Origin of the sequence: uncultured Flavobacterium sp., assembly GCF_963925185.1 — a bacterium.
Classification (GTDB): Bacteria; Bacteroidota; Bacteroidia; order Flavobacteriales; family Flavobacteriaceae; genus Flavobacterium.
Genome location: NZ_CAWURC010000023.1, coordinates 1 through 18673, shown reverse-complemented (window position 1 = coordinate 18673; position 18673 = coordinate 1). Strand labels below are relative to the sequence as shown.

Genomic DNA, 18673 nt, shown 5'->3' with positions numbered 1-18673 from the left:
AATTAAAGTCTATGACAAAGCAATATATAAGTATGGAAAACATTCGTTTTCTTTTATTTGAAGTACATAAAATTCAAGATTTATTAGATTATAAACGCTACGAACACATTGGCGGAATCGAAGAAATAAATTTGATTATAAACGCCGCAAAAGATATCGGTGACAAAGAATTGTTTCCCTTTTTTAAAGAAATGGATGATAAACCAGTAGTGTTTAAAGACGGTAAAATCCATTCGCATCCACAATTAAAAAACATTTTTAAGGCTGTTGCCGATGCGGGTTGGTTTAGCGCCACATCTGAATTAGAACACGGAGGAATGCAATTACCATTCACCTTATATTCTGCAGGACATCTTATTTTCGAAGCAGCAAACAGTAGTGCTCAAGGTTATATCGGGGTTTCCACTGGCGCAATGGAACTTATAGAATCTTTTGGAAATAAAGCATTAAACGAAACCTATGTCCCTAATATGATGGCTGGTAAATGGCAAGGAACAATGGCACTTACAGAACCTCAAGCTGGCAGTTCCCTGTCTGATATTACAACTGCCGCCAACCCAACAGAAGACGGTTATTATGAAATAGTGGGGCAAAAGATATTTATTTCTGGCGGAGAACATGAAGCCTGCGACAATTTTATCCATCTCACATTAGCAAGAATAAAAGGTGCGCCAGCAGGAACAAAAGGCATTTCCTTGTTTGTAGTTCCAAAATTTAGTCCCGAAAACGGAGAATTAAAATACAACAATGTAATTTGCGCTGGGGATTTTCAAAAAATGGGACAACGCGGTTACGCGACCACGCATTTGGTTTTTGGCGATAATGGAGTTACAAAAGGCTTCCTTGTTGGCGAAGCAAATAAAGGCCTGTCGTATATGTTCCAAATGATGAATTCTGCTCGAATTGCTGTTGGCCAAACCGCAGCTGCAGTTGCTTCGGCGGCCTATTATGCTTCTTTGCATTATGCCAATGAAAGACCACAAGGTAGAGCTACTGCCAGTAAAGACTTAGCACAAGAACAAATATTAATCATAAATCACGCTGATGTTCGCCGAATGTTATTCCAACAAAAAGCAATTGTCGAAGGTTCCTTGAGTCTTGTTTATGAGTGTTTGAAATACTTTGACTTGGAAAAAGTCACCGAGGGAGACGAAAAGGAAAAAATGTATTTGCTCCTGGAAATATTAACGCCAATTGTAAAAACCTATCCTTCGGATGCAGGAATTACATCGGTGAGTAATGCGGTCCAAGTTTTAGGAGGTTATGGTTTTACAATGGATTTTGATTTGCAACAATATTACCGCGACATTCGAATCATGTCAATTTACGAAGGGACTACTGGGATTCAATCCCTCGATCTTTTAGGGAGAAAAATCCCGATGCAAAACGGCAAAGCATTCCAATTGCTAATAAACGAAATAATGCAAACTATTGATTTTGCAAAACAATTCGACGAACTAAATTCTTATGCCGAGAAATTGGCATTGGCAATGACCACTTATAAAACTACCTTAAATCATTTGCAACAATTTGCAAAGCAAGGAGAAATTGAAAGATATTTAGCAGATGCCACCTTATTTATGGAACTTTCAGGAATAATTACCATAGCTTGGCAATGGTTGAAACAAGCCACTATTTCAAAAAAAGCTATAAAAAATGGGGATACATCTAACCAAAGCAGCGCTTTTTATGAAAGCAAAATTGAAACAATGAAATTTTTCTTCAAATATGAATTACCAAAAAACATTTCTATAAGCAACGCATTGATGAACCCGGAAATTGTGACGATAAAAGCGGAAAAGGAAATGTTGATGTAATTAGAATCTTTGAGTTTTAAAATTTCAAACAAATATTAAAATTAGAAAATCAATTAAATGTGATGATAAAAAAAATAGTCAACTTTATAGATCTTCATACTGGAGAAGAGGACAAGAAAAAAGTATTGGAAAACGTAAAATCCAATATTTCGTTCAGGGGTTCTAATTTATGGATTTTGGCTTGCGCCATCGTAATCGCTTCGATTGGATTGAATATGAATTCGACTGCCGTAGTGATTGGCGCTATGCTTATTTCGCCTTTAATGGGGCCAATTATTGGTGCCGGATTTAGCTTAGGTATATTTGACTTTGAACTTCTAAAAAGAGCGCTCAAAAACCTCGCAGTAGCAACCTTGGTAGGTTTATTGGTCTCAACCATTTACTTTGTTTTGAGCCCATTTAAGGATACACAATCCGAATTATTATCCAGAACTTCTCCGAATATTTACGATATTTTAATCGCTCTTTTTGGCGGACTTGTTGGAGTTATTGCTATAACCAGAGTCGAAAAAGGAAATCCAATTCCAGGAGTTGCCATTGCCACCGCATTAATGCCTCCTTTATGCACCGCGGGATACGGACTAGCAATAGGTAATTATAAGTTTTTCCTGGGGGCAATGTTTCTATACACAATAAACTGTGTTTTCATATGTATTGCTACTTTTTTTATAGTCAAATATTTGAAATATCCACCAACAAAACAAATAGATGACAGGCGTGATAAGCAAGTTAAATATGTAATAACGACTTTGATTTTAGTGTTGTTGTTGCCCAGTATTTATTTTGCTTACAAGCTTATTGACCAAAAAAAATATGAACAAAAAATAGAAATTTTTATTAATAATGAATTTTTAAATAGAGGCTATACTCTTATTTACAAGAAGATAACTTTCAATACCAATCCCAAAAAATTAGCAGTTGGTTTCTTAACCAAAAAATTTACTACCGAAGAAATTAAGACACTCAACGAAATGCTAAACACCTATACTGATGACAAAACCCTATTGCAAATCAGACAAGATACAACCAATTATAAAAAATATATATTGAATGAGATAAATATTGGAAAGATAGGAATAAATGAAAAAGACTTAAAAATAGCAACATTAGAACAACTACTATTAGCAGACCAATACGACACCAAAGCAGTGTTATCTGAAGTTAAAATAATATTTCCGGAAATCGAGAATCTATCCATTTCCAATCACACTCTCAATAAAAATACCGATAGCCTAAAAACTATTCCCGTTCTTCTTTACAAAAGCAAAACCGAGCTTACAGAAGATTCAAAACAAAAACTGACCTTATGGTTACAGCAAAGATTATCGAAAAACAAAATCGACATTTATAAGCAAAACTAAAATGTATAGAGGACGCTTTTTAATAAAATATTCTTTTTCTCGATATAGTGGTCTGTAGAAGATAACTCGAGCCAGCAAAAAATCATCCTCGAAACTAATTAGACCCAAAAGCTTAAAATAGCACAAGCAATAAGTCGTTTCAAATCAATCGGAACATTTATTTTAATTTAATTTTTGTAGAGTTTTTAGCTTCAGAAAGTGCAATATGACTTTGTACGTTGCCCAGATTTGACAACAATGAAAGTTTTGTTAAAATGAAAGTCTCGTAACTTTCAATGTCTTCTACCAATACTTTTATCAAAAAATCAAAGTTTCCAGTAATTCTATAACATTCAATTACCTCCGGAAATTCCTTTACTTCTTTAACAAATTTTTCTAAATAACTTCGGGTATGTTCTTTTAAAGTTAAATTGATAAATATTACTTGTTTCAGTCCAAGTTTGCGTTCGTTTAACAAGGCAACATATTTTTTTATGAAACCATTTTTTTCTAATTTTTTAATTCTTTCAAAGATAGGTGTTGCTGAAAGCTTTAAAATTTCTGATATTTTTTTTATCGTGATTCGACCGTCTTCTTGTAATAAATCAAGAATTTGAAGATCAATAGTATCTAATTGTGTATTCATTTTTGATGTAAAATAATTATTCACCCAAATTTACAAAACTAAATTAGAATAATATTCTATTAAATGTGATTTATAAAGATTAAAACACCAATTATGAACATTATTTAAAGAATTATGTTCCAATTGTATTATTCTTCATTTAAGTTTGTTTGTAAGTATAAATACAAATATATGCATAACCTAATTGAAATTTTCGAGCGTAGTTCGCCAGAGATTGTTTTTGAATGGACTGACAAAGAAACTGAAGCCAAGGGATGGGTTGTTATTAATTCATTAAGAGGTGGTGCCGCTGGAGGTGGAACTAGAATGCGAAAAGGATTAAATCGAGACGAAGTGGTCTCCTTAGCAAAAACTATGGAGATAAAATTTACGGTATCTGGTCCTCAAATAGGAGGCGCAAAATCGGGTATTAATTTTGATCCACTAGATCCAAGAAAGCAAGGCGTTTTAAAAAGATGGTTTAAAGCCATACTCCCTTTGTTAAAAAATTATTATGGAACTGGTGGAGATTTGAATGTAGATGAATTGCACGAAGTTATTCCTATTACTGAGAGCTTTGGATTAGCACATCCACAAGAAGGTATAGTAAATGGTTATTTTAACATTGAAAGAGGAGAAAACCAAAACAAAATAGAACGATTGCAATACGGAGTATCTAAAATAGTTACTGATAAAAAATATATCCCTTCTGGAATAGTTGGCTATAAAATTGCAGATTTAATTACGGGATATGGAGTTGCCGAAGCGATTAAACATTATTACACTATTTGGGGAGGTACTATTAAAGGCAAAAAAGCTATTATACAAGGTTGGGGAAATGTAGGTGCCGCAGCAGGTTTTTATTTAGCGAAGTATGGCGTTAAAGTTGTTGGAATCCTTAATCACAACGGTGGTTTTGTAAATACCGAAGGATTTAATTTGGAAGAAATACAAAATTTGTTAGCAAAAAAAGCTACCTTAGATTCGGAATTGTCTTTTCTTTCTTATGAAGAAGTAATGGAAAATACTTGGTCAGTTGGAGCAGAAATTTTTATACCCGCAGCTGGATCTAGAATGGTTGAGAAATCACAAATGGACACTTTGATAAAAAACGGATTAGAAGTTGTTAGTTGTGGCGCCAATGTGCCTTTTAATGATAAAGAAATTTTTATGGGACCTATTTTATCCGAAATAGATAGCAAAGTATCCATTATTCCAGATTTTATTGCTAATTGTGGAATGGCTAGGGTTTTCTCGTATTTGATGGAAAATGACGGCGAAATTACAGATGAAATTTTATTTGAAGACACGTCTAATATTATTAAAGGAGCGCTATTAAAAACCTTCGAACTAAGTTCAAATGGTCTTAATTTAACTGAAAATTCACTAAATTTAGCGATACAAAAATTACAAAATAAGAATGAAAAGCTAATTACCAAATTTTAATTTAAATAAATAAAATTATGCCATTCTATCACAAACTAGGAAATATCCCCAATAAAAAACACACTATTTTTAAAAGCGAGAAAGAAGATTTTTATTATGAAGAGCTTTTTGGCACTATAGGTTTTGATGGCATGTCCTCATTACTTTATCATACGCAACGCCCTACTCAAGTTAAGAATATCCTTAAATCGTATGATGTTTCTCCAAAAATTGTAGTAGAAAAAAATATGAAATCCTTAAGTCTTAAAGGGTTTAATATAACGCCAACGGATGATTTTTTAGAAAGCAGGAAAATCATTTTAGCAAATAGTGATTGTTATATTGTTTTAGCCGCTCCGAAAAAATCATTGAGAGATTATTTCTATAAAAATACCGATTCAGACGAAGTTATTTTTGTTCATAAAGGCACCGGTAAATTAAGAACTCATTTAGGGAATATCGATTTTAAATACGGGGATTATATTGTGATTCCTCGAGGTATCATTTATCAAATAGATTTTGACACAGAAGACAACAGACTCTTTATTGTTGAATCTAAAAGTCCCGTTTACACTCCAAAACGATATCGCAATTGGTTTGGTCAGCTTTTAGAACATGCTCCATATTGTGAGCGCGATATACATGCGCCTTCCGAACTAGAAACTCACAATGAAAAAGGTGATTTTATAATCAAGGTAAAAAAACAGGATACGATACACGAATATGTTTATGCAGCGCATCCTTTTAGCGTGGTTGGCTGGGATGGATATAATTTTCCGTATAAATTTTCTATTCATGATTTTGAACCAATAACAGGAAGAATCCATCAACCACCGCCAGTACACCAAACTTTTGAAACAAATGCATTTGTAATATGTTCATTTGTCCCACGATTATATGATTATCACCCAAATGCTATTCCGGCACCATACCATCACAGCAATATAGATTCTGATGAAGTTTTATACTATGTAGCTGGCGATTTTATGAGTAGAAATAATGTTGATAAAGGGCAAATAACATTACATCCTGCTGGCATTCCTCATGGACCACACCCTGGAACTATGGAAAAAAGTATTGGCAAAAAGGAAACACTGGAATTAGCCGTAATGGTAGATACATTTAAACCTTTAATGGTTACCGAAGAAGCGATGAAAATTGCCGATGAAACCTATTACCAATCATGGCTAGACAACAATAATTAAGTATAAAAACCAAGTCAATGGCAGCTATTAAAAATTTAAAAGATTTACAAAACACAGAATACGGACTTAAAAAACTGTTTTCAGAGGCGGAAGATTTCCTTCCTTTATTAGGTACAGATTATGTGGAGTTATATGTAGGCAACGCAAAGCAAAGTGCCCACTTTTATAAAACTGCTTTTGGTTTTCAATCCTATGCGTATGCCGGTTTAGAAACAGGACTCAAAGACCGTGTCTCTTATGTATTAAAACAAGATAAAATAATGCTTGTTTTAACAACTCCGCTAGGAAGAGACGGTGTAATTAACGAACATATTAATACCCATGGCGACGGTGTTAAAGTAATAGCACTTTGGGTGGATGATGCCACAAAAGCCTATGAAGAAACCACTAAAAGAGGGGCGAAACCATTCATGGAGCCTACAAAAGAAGCTGACGAAAATGGGTGTGTAATTCGATCCGGAATATACACTTACGGAGAAACAGTTCATATTTTTGTGGAACGAAAAAATTATAATGGCTTGTTTTTACCTGGTTATAAAAAATGGGAATCTCATTACAATCCAGAAGCTATCGGGCTAAAATTTATAGACCACATGGTAGGCAATGTAGGCTGGGGAGAAATGAATACTTGGTGTAAATTTTACGCAGAAATTATGGGTTTTGCCCAAATTATTTCTTTTACAGATGATGATATTTCCACCGATTATACCGCTTTAATGAGCAAGGTAATGAGTAATGGAAATGGCAGAATTAAATTCCCTATAAATGAACCCGCCAAAGGCAAGAAAAAATCCCAGATTGAAGAATATTTAGATTTTTATGGTGGCTCAGGAGTTCAGCATATAGCCGTAGCCACTGATAATATTGTAGCCACAGTTTCGGCAATGAGAGATCGAGGCGTAGAATTTTTATATGTTCCCGATGAATATTATGATGATTTAATTGAACGAGTTGGAGAGATAGATGAAAATGTAGAAATACTTAAAGAACATGGAATATTGATTGATCGTGATGAAGAAGGCTATTTGTTGCAATTGTTTACAAAGCCAGTTGTCGATCGCCCAACCCTATTTTTTGAAGTGATACAAAGAAAAGGAGCTCAATCTTTTGGAGTAGGAAACTTTAAATCTTTATTTGAAGCAATAGAAAGAGAACAAGAAAATAGAGGCACGCTATAAATTTTATAAAAGGCTAAAAATGGATAAGGGTAAAAGGCAAGAATTGAATTGGAATACTGTAACAAAAAGATTACCCAAACACTTACACAAGTTTATTGTTAAACAACCTTATGAGTTTTATACAGCTCAAAACCAAGCGGTTTGGCGTTATGTGATGCGATTAAATACCAACTATTTACCAAAAGTGGCACATAGTTATTATCTTGAAGGGATTACCAAAACAGGTATTTCTATCGACAGAATTCCAGAAATGGAAGGAATGAATAGAATCCTTAAAGACATTGGTTGGGCAGCAGTTTCAGTAGACGGGTTTATTCCTCCAAATGCGTTTATGGAATTCCAAGCTTATAATGTTCTAGTAATCGCCTCCGATATACGCACCATAGACCATATTGCTTACACACCAGCTCCAGATATTATTCATGAAGCTGCAGGACATGCTCCAATTATTGCAAATCCAGAATATGCAGAATATTTAAGACGATTTGGCGAAATTGGCAGTAAAGCAATTTCTTCAACCAAAGATTATGAATTGTATGAAGCCGTCAGAAAAGTATCTATTTTAAAAGAGGATCCAAATACGGGAAAACCAGAAATAGAAGAAGCTTTAAAGGTTTTAAATGACATTCAAAATAATATGGGGGAATTGTCAGAAATGGCCCAAATTAGAAATCTCCATTGGTGGACGGTTGAATATGGCTTAATTGGTGAGTTAACAAATCCGAGAATTTATGGGGCAGGATTATTGTCTTCCATTGGAGAAAGTGAATTGTGTTTAAAAGAAGGCGTCGTGAAATTACCTTTTACCATAGACGCTGCAAATGTAAGTTTTGACATTACCAAACAGCAACCGCAGCTTTTTGTAACACCCGATTTTGCATATTTAAGTTATGTATTGGAGAAATTTGCCAATAAAATGGCTCTAAGAACAGGAGGTCTTTCAGGAGTTGAAAAATTGATTCAATCTAAAAACATAGGCACTATAGAACTTAGCACAGGAATTCAAATCTCTGGAATGTTTTCAAATGTTATAAGTAACGAGGGGAAAGCCATTTACATCCAGACTAAAGGGGAAAGCGCATTAGCTTCAAGAGACAAAGAACTAATAGGACACGGAACAGATTATCATGCAGCAGGTTTTGGAAGTCCCATTGGAAAATTAGAAGGAATTAATTTGGCAATTGAAGACATGTCACCACGTGATTTGGAAATTTATGGTATTTATGAAGGAAAACGCACTACCCTATTATTTGAAGGAGGCGTAAAAGTTGAAGGCCATATTATCACAGGAAAACGAGACTTAAGAGGGAAAATAATCTTAATTTCTTTCCAAGATTGTACTGTTTCCCACAATACTAATATTCTCTTTAAACCAGAATGGGGTATTTACGATATGACAATTGGGAAAGAAATTATTTCGGCCTATGCGGGTCCTGCAGATGTAGAATCATATCATGATTTATATAAAGTTTCCACCGTTAAAACCCATAAAATAAAATATTCAGATACAGAATTAAACCTGCACAAGTACTATCAAGAAGTAAGAGATATGCGAGAGAATAAAATGGTAGATTTCGAATTATTATCCAGAATAACAAACGAGTTAAAAGATAAATTCTCCAAAGATTGGCTTTTGCCTTTAGAGATTTACGAGTTAGTTTATACTTTTAACGACCCTCTAAAAGAAGTTGTTTACACTCATTTAACAAACTTGAAATCAGACAAAAATTACAACAAATTGATTTCTGATGGAATGCAATTAGTTACTAAACAAGAATTAATAATGTGATTAGAATCCGAAAAAGAGACCTGTTTAAAATCACTTTTAACGAATTTCTAACACAAATAAAATACAAACTTATGAAAACTTGGGTTTCAATACCAAATCAATCTGATTTTACAATATATAATATTCCTTTTGGAATTTATTCCACTCATTCAACAAAACCGAGAGTTTGTGTTGCTATTGGTAATCAAATTTTAGACCTAGTCGTTGCTCGAAAACTGGGTGTCTTTAAGGGATTAGGAATTAAAAAGAGAACGTTAAAAAATACATTTTTAAATGACTTTATTGCATTAGGAAAAGTAAAAACAACAAAAGTTCGTGAAATTATTCAAAAGGAATTAAGTAACGAAAATTCTATATTTAGAAATAATGAATCCCTATTTTTATTGCAAAGCGGTGTTCAAATGCATTTGCCTGTTTCCATCGGGGATTATACAGATTTTTATTCAAGTATAGAGCATGCAACGAATGTAGGTATGATGTTTCGCGATCCAGAAAATGCACTTTTACCCAATTGGAAACATCTACCTGTTGGATATCACGGGAGAGCTTCTTCTATCATAGTAAGTGGCGAAAACATTCACAGACCTATGGGACAAGTCTTCCCTCCTAATACGGATTTTCCAGTATTTATAGCATCGTCTCGTATAGACTTTGAATTAGAAATGGGATTTATTATTGGTCAGAACACAAATTTAGGAGAAAAAATAAACACAGCTAACGCTGAAAAATATATTTTTGGCCAAGTTTTATTTAACGATTGGTCGGCAAGAGATATTCAAAAATGGGAATATGTTCCGCTAGGACCATTTTTGGCAAAAAACTTTGGGTCTTCAATCTCTCCTTGGGTGGTAACAATGGAAGCTTTAGAGCCTTTTAAAGTCGAAGGACCAGCACAAGAACCAAAAGTATTACCCTATTTGGAGTACAATGGATTAAAAAATTATGATATTAAATTAGAGGTAGCCATTCAGCCAAAAGACAACTTCGAAACCATAGTGTCGCATTCTAATTTTAAATATATGTATTGGAATATGTCACAACAATTATCCCATCACACCAGTAATGGCTGTAATATAAAAATAGGCGATTTAATGGCATCTGGAACTATAAGTGGGAAAGAACCAAATTCTTATGGCTCAATGTTAGAACTCAGCTGGGGCGGCCAAAAACCAATACCGCTACAAAACGGCGAAAATAGAACTTTTATTGAAGATTTCGACACCGTAATAATGAGAGGCTATTGCGAAAAGGGAGCGATTAGAATTGGTTTTGGTGAAGTCAGATCTCAGTTATTACCCGCATTATAATTAATTTCAAATGAAACACCTACCTCAATATCTCCTAAGCATAAAGTGAAATCAATATAGGTGTTCCATCTGACAGATGAAAAACAAATAAATATAGGCAGATGAAAGAAACAACCACAACAATAGACCCAAATTCAATTTCGACAACAGAGTTGCAACAAATATTATTGACAGCCGTTGCTCCAAGACCAATTGCATTAGCAAGTACCGTAGATAAAAATGGAAATGTAAATTTGAGTCCTTTCAGTTTTTTCAATGTATTTAGCGCAAACCCTCCCATCCTGATTTTTTCACCTGCAAGAAGAGCAAAAGACAACACTACAAAGCACACTTACGAGAACCTAAAAGAAGTCAAAGAAGTTGTTATCAATATTGTTAATTTTCCAATGGTGGAACAAATGTCGCTTTCGAGCACCGAGTATGGTAAAGGGGAAAATGAATTTGTAAAATCCGGATTTACACCAATTGCTTCCGATAAAATAACACCGCCAAGAGTTGCCGAAGCTCCAATTTCGTTTGAATGTATTGTAGATGATATTATTGAATTAGGTGCCGAAGGCGGTGCTGGAAATTTAATTATTTCTAGAGTGGTAAACATTCATATTAGAGACGAATACAAAGGAAATGACGGGAAATTGGATACGGAAAAACTGGATTTGGTAGCACGCATGGGTGGAAATTGGTATACAAGAACAGGAAAAGATTCAATATTTGAAATCCAAAAACCCATTTATAGTAAGGGAATTGGAGTGGATGCTTTGCCAATACATGCCCGGAACAGCAAAGTATTAACAGGTAATGATTTGGGAAGATTAGGCAATATGGCCGAGAAACCTTCTCTAGAGTCAATTAAAAAATGCAAAAAAATACAAGAAGTTAATGATGCTTTAAAAACACCTAATTTAGAAGATCAATACAAAATACTGCATCGAATCGTAAAAAAACATTTAAATAATTCTGATTTAGAAGAAGCATTAAGCATCTTGTTTTGTATGTAATTGTCATCTACAAAATGAGAAATTTTAATTTACAAAAAAACCAATTGAGGCTTTTTCAAAATATAAAATTCAAACTTACTTGCTCAAATCCATTTTCTTCTAGAGTACAATTCACAAAACTGATTGTCTTTCAAATCAACAATAAACAAGATACTTTCTCTTTTTAATATTATTTCTGGTCCAAATTATAAAATAAATTTATGCAAAAAAGACCTATGTGATACCGCACTTTTTGAGCTTAATTAAAAGTTTGTTTTGTATCTTTGCAGTGCTAAAACGAAACTTTCTGTTTCCTTAATTTACTTCAAACACAAAGATTAAAAAACTTAAATACAAGTACTATAAAAACACTATGAATAGAACACAACACATTGAAAATGAAATCTCAGAATTAAGAGTTCAATTGCAAAATCATAAACTTTATAAAAATTTAAAAAATGTAAATGACATTAAAACCTTTATGGAGAATCACGTATTTGCTGTTTGGGATTTCATGTCACTTCTAAAAGCTCTCCAAGTAAAACTAACTAATATTCAAATACCTTGGACACCTTCAAAAAAACCTGCGTTAGCCAGATTCATAAATGAAATTGTTCACGGAGAAGAAAGTGATCTTAATGAATTAGGCGAGCCTAAAAGTCATTTTGAGATGTATTTAGAAGCAATGACTCAGATAAATGCAAATACAAATGATATCAATACATTTATAAAATTAATCGAATCTGGCCAATCTGTTAATTACGCATTAAATGAAATTAACATTGATCAAAGAGTATCTGATTTTGTAAAATTTTCATTTTCAATTATAGAAATAGACAAGCCTCACTTGGTTGCTTCTGCGTTTACATTTGGCAGAGAAGATGTTATTCCTGATATGTTTATCGAAATTCTAAAAAACGCTGACTCTGGAAACAACCTTTATAATAAACTAATCTATTATCTAGAACGCCACATCCAACTTGACGGAGAGGAACACGGCCCTCTATCACTTCAAATGATTTCAGAATTATGTGAAAATGATGAGACAAAATGGAATGAAACATTGGTCGTTGCAAAACAATCTTTAGTAAAAAGGATCTCGCTTTGGAATGCAATTAACGACTTAATTGAAAAAGAAAAACTAGCCTATAAAAAGGCATGAAAAATAACACTTATTCCTAAAAATAGACTTTAGGTATAACGGATAGTTCGTCTATAAAAACGCTCTATTTTGTATATACAAATCGTTAAAAAAAATATGAAATTAAATTATCATACAAAAAAAGCCCCAATCAAGGGGCTTTTTCAATATACAAAACTCAAGCTTATTTGCTCAAATACATTTTTCTTCTTGAATACAATTCATAAAACTGATCGTCTTTCAAATCGTCAATAAACAAGATGCTTTCTCCGGTCGATTTCATTTCTGGCCCTAATGCTTTGTTCACGTTATGGAATTTACTGAAAGAGAAAACGGGTTGCTTAATAGCGTAACCTTTTAACTGTGGATTAAATTTAAAATCAGTCACTTTATTGTGACCCAACATTACTTTCGTGGCATAATTTACATACGGCTCGCCATACGCTTTTGCAATAAATGGAACCGTTCGCGACGCTCTAGGATTGGCTTCAATGATATAAACAATATCGTCTTTTATCGCAAACTGGATATTTATTAATCCAACAGTTCGCAAAGCCAAGGCAATTTTTTTGGTGTGATCTTTTATTTGCGTCATCACAAATTCACCTAAATTAAATGGTGGTAAAGTCGCATTACTGTCGCCAGAGTGAACTCCGCAAGGCTCGATGTGTTCCATTATTCCTATGATATACACGTTTTCACCATCGCAAATTGCATCGGCTTCAGCTTCAATCGCGCCATCTAAATAATGATCTAAAAGTAATTTATTTCCTGGAATCGTTTTCAATAAATTGATTACGTGTTCTTCTAATTCTTGTTTATTAATCACAATTTTCATTCCTTGACCGCCCAAAACATAAGAAGGACGAATCAATAACGGAAAGTCTAAAGTGTCTGCCAAGGCTGAAGCTTCATCTGCAGTTTCAGCAATTCCAAATTGAGGGAAAGGAATTTTTAAATCGGTTAAAAGTTCAGAGAAACGACCTCTATCTTCGGCTAAATCTAGCGCGTCGAAGCTCGTTCCAATAATCTTAATTCCATGTTTAGCTAATTTCTCTGCAATTTTTAAAGCCGTTTGTCCACCTAATTGCACGATAACACCTTCCGGTTTTTCATGTTGGATAATATCGTAAATATGTTCCCAAAATACGGGTTCAAAATACAATTTATCAGCAGTGTCAAAATCAGTCGAAACCGTTTCTGGATTACAGTTAATCATTATCGTTTCGTAACCACATTCTTTTGCCGACAAAACACCGTGAACACAAGAATAATCAAATTCGATTCCTTGTCCAATTCTATTTGGACCAGAACCTAAAACAATAATTTTCTTTTTAGGAGTTACAATACTTTCGTTGTGAACGTAGCGTTCTCCATTTTCTTTTTCTATTTCGGATTCAAAAGTCGAGTAATAATAAGGTGTTAAAGCTTTAAATTCTGCGGCACAGGTGTCAACTAATTTAAACACACGATTAATATTCATTGACATACGTAAAGCATGAATTTGACTCTCTAAACAACTTAACATATGAGCAATTTGTCTGTCGGCAAAACCTTTTTGTTTGGCTTCTAAAAGCAATTCTTTGGGTAAAGTATCCAACTTGAAATTGGAAATTTCTTTTTCCAAAGTGTATAATTCCTCATATTGTTTCAGGAACCACATATCAATCTTGGTGATTTCGTGAATTCTAGAAAGCGGAATTCCCAAAGCAATAGCATCATAAATTACAAAAACTCGATCCCAACTGGCGAAAGTCAGTTTATCGATAATTTGTTCGTAGTCTTTATATCCTTTTCCATCAGCTCCTAGCCCATTTCTTTTAATTTCTAAAGATTGCGTGGCTTTGTGTAGGGCTTCTTGAAACGAGCGTCCAATTCCCATTACTTCACCCACGGATTTCATTTGAAGTCCTAAAGTTCTGTCGGCACCTTCAAATTTATCGAAGTTCCAACGTGGTATTTTTACAATTACATAATCCAAAGTCGGTTCGAACAGCGCCGAAGTAGATTTGGTAATTTGATTTTTCAATTCATCAAGATTAAAGCCCAAAGCTAGTTTCGAAGCAATTTTTGCAATAGGATAACCCGTTGCTTTTGATGCTAAAGCCGATGAACGAGAAACACGAGGGTTGATTTCAATCGCCACAATATCTTCTTTTTCGTCAGGTGAAACAGCAAACTGCACGTTGCAACCTCCAGCAAAATTTCCGATGCTACGCATCATCAAGATAGCATAATCACGCATTCTTTGGAAAGTCGTATCTGACAAAGTCATCGCCGGAGCCACCGTAATAGAATCCCCCGTATGAATTCCCATTGGATCCATATTTTCGATAGAACAAATGATAACTACGTTATCATTTTTATCTCTCAACAATTCCAATTCGTATTCTTTCCACCCCATCAAAGCCTTATCAATCAAGACTTCGTGAATAGGCGAAGCTTCTAAACCGCGAGTTAAAAGTTCATCAAAATCTTCTTTTTTATAAACAATCGCCGCTCCCGTTCCACCTAAAGTAAAAGAGGGACGGATTACTAAAGGAAAACCAAATTCCTGGGCAATTTCTTTCCCTCGAAGATAAGAAGTACAGATTTCTGCAGGTGCAGAAGGCACTCCAATTTTCTTAAGTAATTGTTTAAACTGCTCTCTGTCTTCGGTGATATTAATGGCATTAACATCTACTCCAATTAATTTTACTCCAAAATCAGCCCAAATTCCTTTTTCATCTGCTTCAAGACACAAGTTAAGTGCCGTTTGCCCACCCATTGTTGGTAAAACAGCATCGATTTGAGGATGTTCTTTAAGAATTTGAATAATGGACTTCGTGGTCAATGGAAGCAAATAAATGTGATCCGCCATTGATGGATCAGTCATAATAGTAGCCGGATTTGAGTTAATCAAAATCACTTCGATTCCTTCTTCACGAATGGAACGTGCCGATTGTGAACCTGCATAATCAAATTCACAAGCTTGACCTATAACAATTGGACCCGAACCTATTATTAAAACCGATTTTATGGAGTTGTCTTTTGGCATTATATAGTTAGTTTGTTGTTTTATTTTTGCTCAAAGTTCCCTATTTTTAGTTAATTCTGTAACATTAAATCCTAAACTTGAAACTTTTTTAACGATAAGGTATAAAAAAAGGCGGTACTAAAAAAGTAACGCCTTTATGATGTTTATAGAAACATTATTTTTTATGTCTTGGTTCGCAAGAAACAGTCAATTTGTGTCTTCCTTTTGCTCTACGACGAGCTAGGACTTTTCTTCCATTCGCAGAAGCCATTCTGTCCATAAATCCGTGCTTATTTCTTCTTTTTCTTTTCGATGGTTGAAACGTTCTTTTGCTCATTGCTTTGTATCTTTAAAAATATATTTACGATGTCTTGTAGTTTTGAATAATTGTTGTTCTAAAACCGAGTGCAAATATACAAAGACTTTTATTTCTGGCAAGTGGTTTTATAATTTTTTTTTTAATTCCTTTTGCTATCTTTGCTGATATAAATTTACACACTATGTTTCATAAAAATATCAAACTTATTATCGCTGGACTATTAATATTTGCGGGCATTTACCAAATTATTGATAGAGAAACAGGAAACGGAATCTTCCTGATTTTATTGACTGCAATTCCTATTTTTCTTTATTTCAAAAACGAATTTATTTTATTAGCCTTCTTGAAGTTAAGAAAACAAGATTTTGAAGGCGCTAAGAAATGGTTGGCTTTCATCAAAAAACCAGAATCAGCTTTGGTTAGAAAACAACAAGGGTATTTCAATTATTTGCACGGAATTATGCTTTCGCAAACAAATATTAATCAAGCCGAAAAATATTTCAAAAAAGCAATCGAATTGGGATTATCAATGGATATGGATTTAGCAGTTGCAAAATTAAATCTCGCTGGAGTTGCAATGAGTCGCAGAAGAAAACTGGAAGCGACAACATTACTAAACGAAGCGAAAAAACTGGACAAACAAAATATGCTGGGTGAACAAATCAAGATGATGAAAGACCAAATGAAGAAAATATAATTTCAAAAAAGGCGATTAGAACAAGCACTAATCGCCTTTTTTTATTTTTATTCTAAAATGATTTTAGATAAATTTTCATTCAACCATTTGTATTTAGTTAAAATCATTGCGTGAGTTCCGCTTTTAACGACAATACAATTTTGAATGTGTTTTATTGGAAAAACCTCATCGGCATCACCGTGAATATGAACTACACTTTCATCCACAACTGTTCTTTCCCATAAAACGACTTGCTCTACCGCCCAATCTAAATAGCGTTTATCTCTAACGCGAAGGAATTTTCCATACATCTGGAGCCTTTGATTTATTTTTGCCCCAAAAGAAAATTGAGCCAAACTTTCTACATTAGCGAGTAAGTTTGTAGGAATCAGTTTATATGCTTTCGTGGTTTTGGCTACTTTCATTCTTCTTGGAAACTCCAAATTACTTTTAGCACTCGAAATGACAATTATTTTTCTAGCATCGATAAATTTTGACATTTCTTGAACCAAGATACCTCCAAAAGAAACACCTATCAAAACCGGATTCGGATGCGTTATCTTTTGTGTGATTCGTTTTGCATATTCTTGTAAAGACTCATTATCTAAAGGTATTTCCCATTCTAAAAGAACCATTTCAAAAATAGCTTCCGGAAGTATAATTCGCTCAAAAATTAAAGAACTTGCCGCTAATCCAGGCATAAAATAAACTGGTATTTTACTCATAATTGGTTTTTAACTATTTTACAACAGTATTCCGATTTATTATCACGAATTTTGTATAAAATTAATTTTTTTTACTGAAACCAAGTTTAATTCCAACTTTATATTATCAAATAAATTATGACGACACAACTTTATCAAGCAAATTCGAGAGGCAAAGCTAATTTTGGCTGGTTAAAAGCCAATTTTTCATTTTCGTTTGGAAATTATTACAATCCAAAAAGCATACAATTCGGAATGTTACGAGTTTTGAACGATGATACAATTGATGGAGGAACTGGTTTTGGAACTCACCCGCATGACAATATGGAAATCATCACGATTCCACTAGAAGGAGGCTTGAAACATCGTGACAGTATGGGCAATGAAGGTATTATTCGTTTTGGCGAAGTGCAAGTGATGAGCGCTGGAACCGGAATTCAACATTCAGAAATGAATGCAAGCCAAACAGATGAAGCAAAAACGCTGCAGCTATGGGTATTTCCTGACAAGAAAGACGTAACGCCGAGATACGACCAGAAATCATTTGATATTGAAAATCAAATCAATACCTTTGTAAATATTGTTTCTCCAAATGACAAAAACGACGGAAATGCATTATGGGTTTACCAGCAAACGTTTTTTAATTTAGGAATCTTCGAAAAGGACACAACCATCACTTACAAAGTAAACATTCCGCAAAACGGTGTTTATCTGTTTTTGATTGAAGGTGAAATTGAAGTTGATAATCAAATTTTGAAAGAAAGAGATGCTTTGGGAATAATTAATTTTGATCCGTTCGAAATAAAAATGAATTCGAAATCAAAAATACTATTGGTTGAAGTACCAATGAAATAAATAAATTATTATGGAATTCGAAGCCATTATTGAAATCAAAGACAATGCTTTTGCTAGACAATTTGAAACTATAACTAAACAAGGATTAGTTACTGTTGAATATTCGTTTCAGGAGAAAAAAATATTTTTAACAAAAATTAATGTCCCAGATTTATTTGATGATGAGATTTTTATTTCAAACTTACTCAAAAATATTATGGCAATTGCCATAGAAAGAAAACTAAAAGTAGTTCCCATTCTTCCTAAAATTGTGGTGTTTTTCAAAAAAAATCCGATATACAAAGAGTTACTTCCTCCGG

16 protein-coding genes are annotated in these 18673 nt (G+C 33.8%); 12 read left to right on the top strand and 4 right to left on the bottom strand.

The genetic code is table 11. From position 1 onward, the window contains the following. The first annotated feature begins 11 nt into the window (after positions 1-11). Both AABM59_RS05060 and AABM59_RS05055 read left to right on the top strand, forming a co-directional pair. Complete coding sequence (locus tag AABM59_RS05060; RefSeq protein WP_338407889.1) at positions 12-1817, top strand: acyl-CoA dehydrogenase; 1806 nt, start codon at positions 12-14, stop codon at positions 1815-1817. Positions 1818-1879: 62 nt separating this feature from the next. Beyond that, positions 1880-3178, top strand: coding sequence for a TIGR00341 family protein (locus tag AABM59_RS05055; RefSeq protein WP_338407888.1), 1299 nt, complete (start codon positions 1880-1882; stop codon positions 3176-3178). A gap of 157 nt (positions 3179-3335) precedes the next feature. Here AABM59_RS05055 and AABM59_RS05050 read toward each other — a convergent pair whose 3' ends face one another. After that, positions 3336-3803 carry an Lrp/AsnC family transcriptional regulator gene (locus AABM59_RS05050; protein ID WP_338407887.1) on the bottom strand — a complete coding sequence of 156 codons (468 nt, stop codon included), beginning with the start codon at positions 3801-3803 and terminating at the stop codon, positions 3336-3338. A gap of 171 nt (positions 3804-3974) precedes the next feature. Between AABM59_RS05050 and AABM59_RS05045 the strand changes: the two genes are divergently transcribed. The 7 genes from AABM59_RS05045 to AABM59_RS05015 all read left to right on the top strand — a co-directional run bounded on the left by AABM59_RS05045 (position 3975) and on the right by AABM59_RS05015 (position 12825). After that, complete coding sequence (locus tag AABM59_RS05045; RefSeq protein ID WP_338407886.1) at positions 3975-5228, top strand: Glu/Leu/Phe/Val dehydrogenase dimerization domain-containing protein; 1254 nt, start codon at positions 3975-3977, stop codon at positions 5226-5228. Between the two features lie 17 nt (positions 5229-5245). Beyond that, positions 5246-6412 (top strand): homogentisate 1,2-dioxygenase, encoded by a 1167-nt coding sequence (locus tag AABM59_RS05040; RefSeq protein ID WP_338407885.1) that lies wholly within the window; start codon positions 5246-5248, stop codon positions 6410-6412. Positions 6413-6429: 17 nt separating this feature from the next. Next, positions 6430-7590, top strand: a complete 1161-nt coding sequence (hppD, locus tag AABM59_RS05035; RefSeq protein ID WP_338407884.1) for a 4-hydroxyphenylpyruvate dioxygenase — start codon at positions 6430-6432, stop codon at positions 7588-7590. A 19-nt stretch (positions 7591-7609) separates the two neighbouring features. Continuing rightward, entirely contained in the window at positions 7610-9379 is a 1770-nt protein-coding gene (locus AABM59_RS05030) for an aromatic amino acid hydroxylase (protein ID WP_338407883.1), read from the top strand. 71 nt (positions 9380-9450) lie between these two features. Continuing rightward, entirely contained in the window at positions 9451-10686 is a 1236-nt protein-coding gene (gene fahA, locus AABM59_RS05025) for a fumarylacetoacetase (protein ID WP_338407882.1), read from the top strand. 101 nt (positions 10687-10787) lie between these two features. Next, positions 10788-11684 (top strand): flavin reductase family protein, encoded by an 897-nt coding sequence (locus AABM59_RS05020; RefSeq protein WP_338407881.1) that lies wholly within the window; start codon positions 10788-10790, stop codon positions 11682-11684. Between the two features lie 352 nt (positions 11685-12036). Further along, the gene (locus AABM59_RS05015; protein WP_338407880.1) at positions 12037-12825 is read left to right on the top strand and encodes a DUF3050 domain-containing protein; all 789 of its coding nucleotides are present in this window, start codon (positions 12037-12039) and stop codon (positions 12823-12825) included. A gap of 163 nt (positions 12826-12988) precedes the next feature. Here the strand turns inward: AABM59_RS05015 and carB are convergent, their stop codons facing one another. Both carB and rpmH read right to left on the bottom strand, forming a co-directional pair. After that, on the bottom strand, positions 12989-15841 hold the full coding sequence (carB, locus tag AABM59_RS05010) for a carbamoyl-phosphate synthase large subunit (protein ID WP_338407879.1): 2853 nt from the start codon (positions 15839-15841) through the stop codon (positions 12989-12991). A gap of 154 nt (positions 15842-15995) precedes the next feature. Continuing rightward, on the bottom strand, positions 15996-16157 hold the full coding sequence (gene rpmH / locus AABM59_RS05005; protein ID WP_007136275.1) for a 50S ribosomal protein L34: 162 nt from the start codon (positions 16155-16157) through the stop codon (positions 15996-15998). Between the two features lie 163 nt (positions 16158-16320). On the opposite strand from rpmH, the gene AABM59_RS05000 reads away from it, so the two are divergent. Then, positions 16321-16836 (top strand): DUF2892 domain-containing protein, encoded by a 516-nt coding sequence (locus AABM59_RS05000; protein ID WP_338407878.1) that lies wholly within the window; start codon positions 16321-16323, stop codon positions 16834-16836. A 47-nt stretch (positions 16837-16883) separates the two neighbouring features. Here the strand turns inward: AABM59_RS05000 and AABM59_RS04995 are convergent, their stop codons facing one another. Then, positions 16884-17540, bottom strand: coding sequence for an alpha/beta hydrolase (locus tag AABM59_RS04995; protein WP_338407877.1), 657 nt, complete (start codon positions 17538-17540; stop codon positions 16884-16886). A 117-nt stretch (positions 17541-17657) separates the two neighbouring features. Here AABM59_RS04995 and AABM59_RS04990 point away from each other — a divergent pair, with 117 nt between their 5' ends. Both AABM59_RS04990 and AABM59_RS04985 read left to right on the top strand, forming a co-directional pair. Then, positions 17658-18374 (top strand): pirin family protein, encoded by a 717-nt coding sequence (locus tag AABM59_RS04990; RefSeq protein ID WP_338407876.1) that lies wholly within the window; start codon positions 17658-17660, stop codon positions 18372-18374. A gap of 28 nt (positions 18375-18402) precedes the next feature. Then, on the top strand, positions 18403-18673 hold a 271-nt coding region (locus AABM59_RS04985), incomplete at its 3' end, for an N-acetyltransferase (protein ID WP_338407923.1).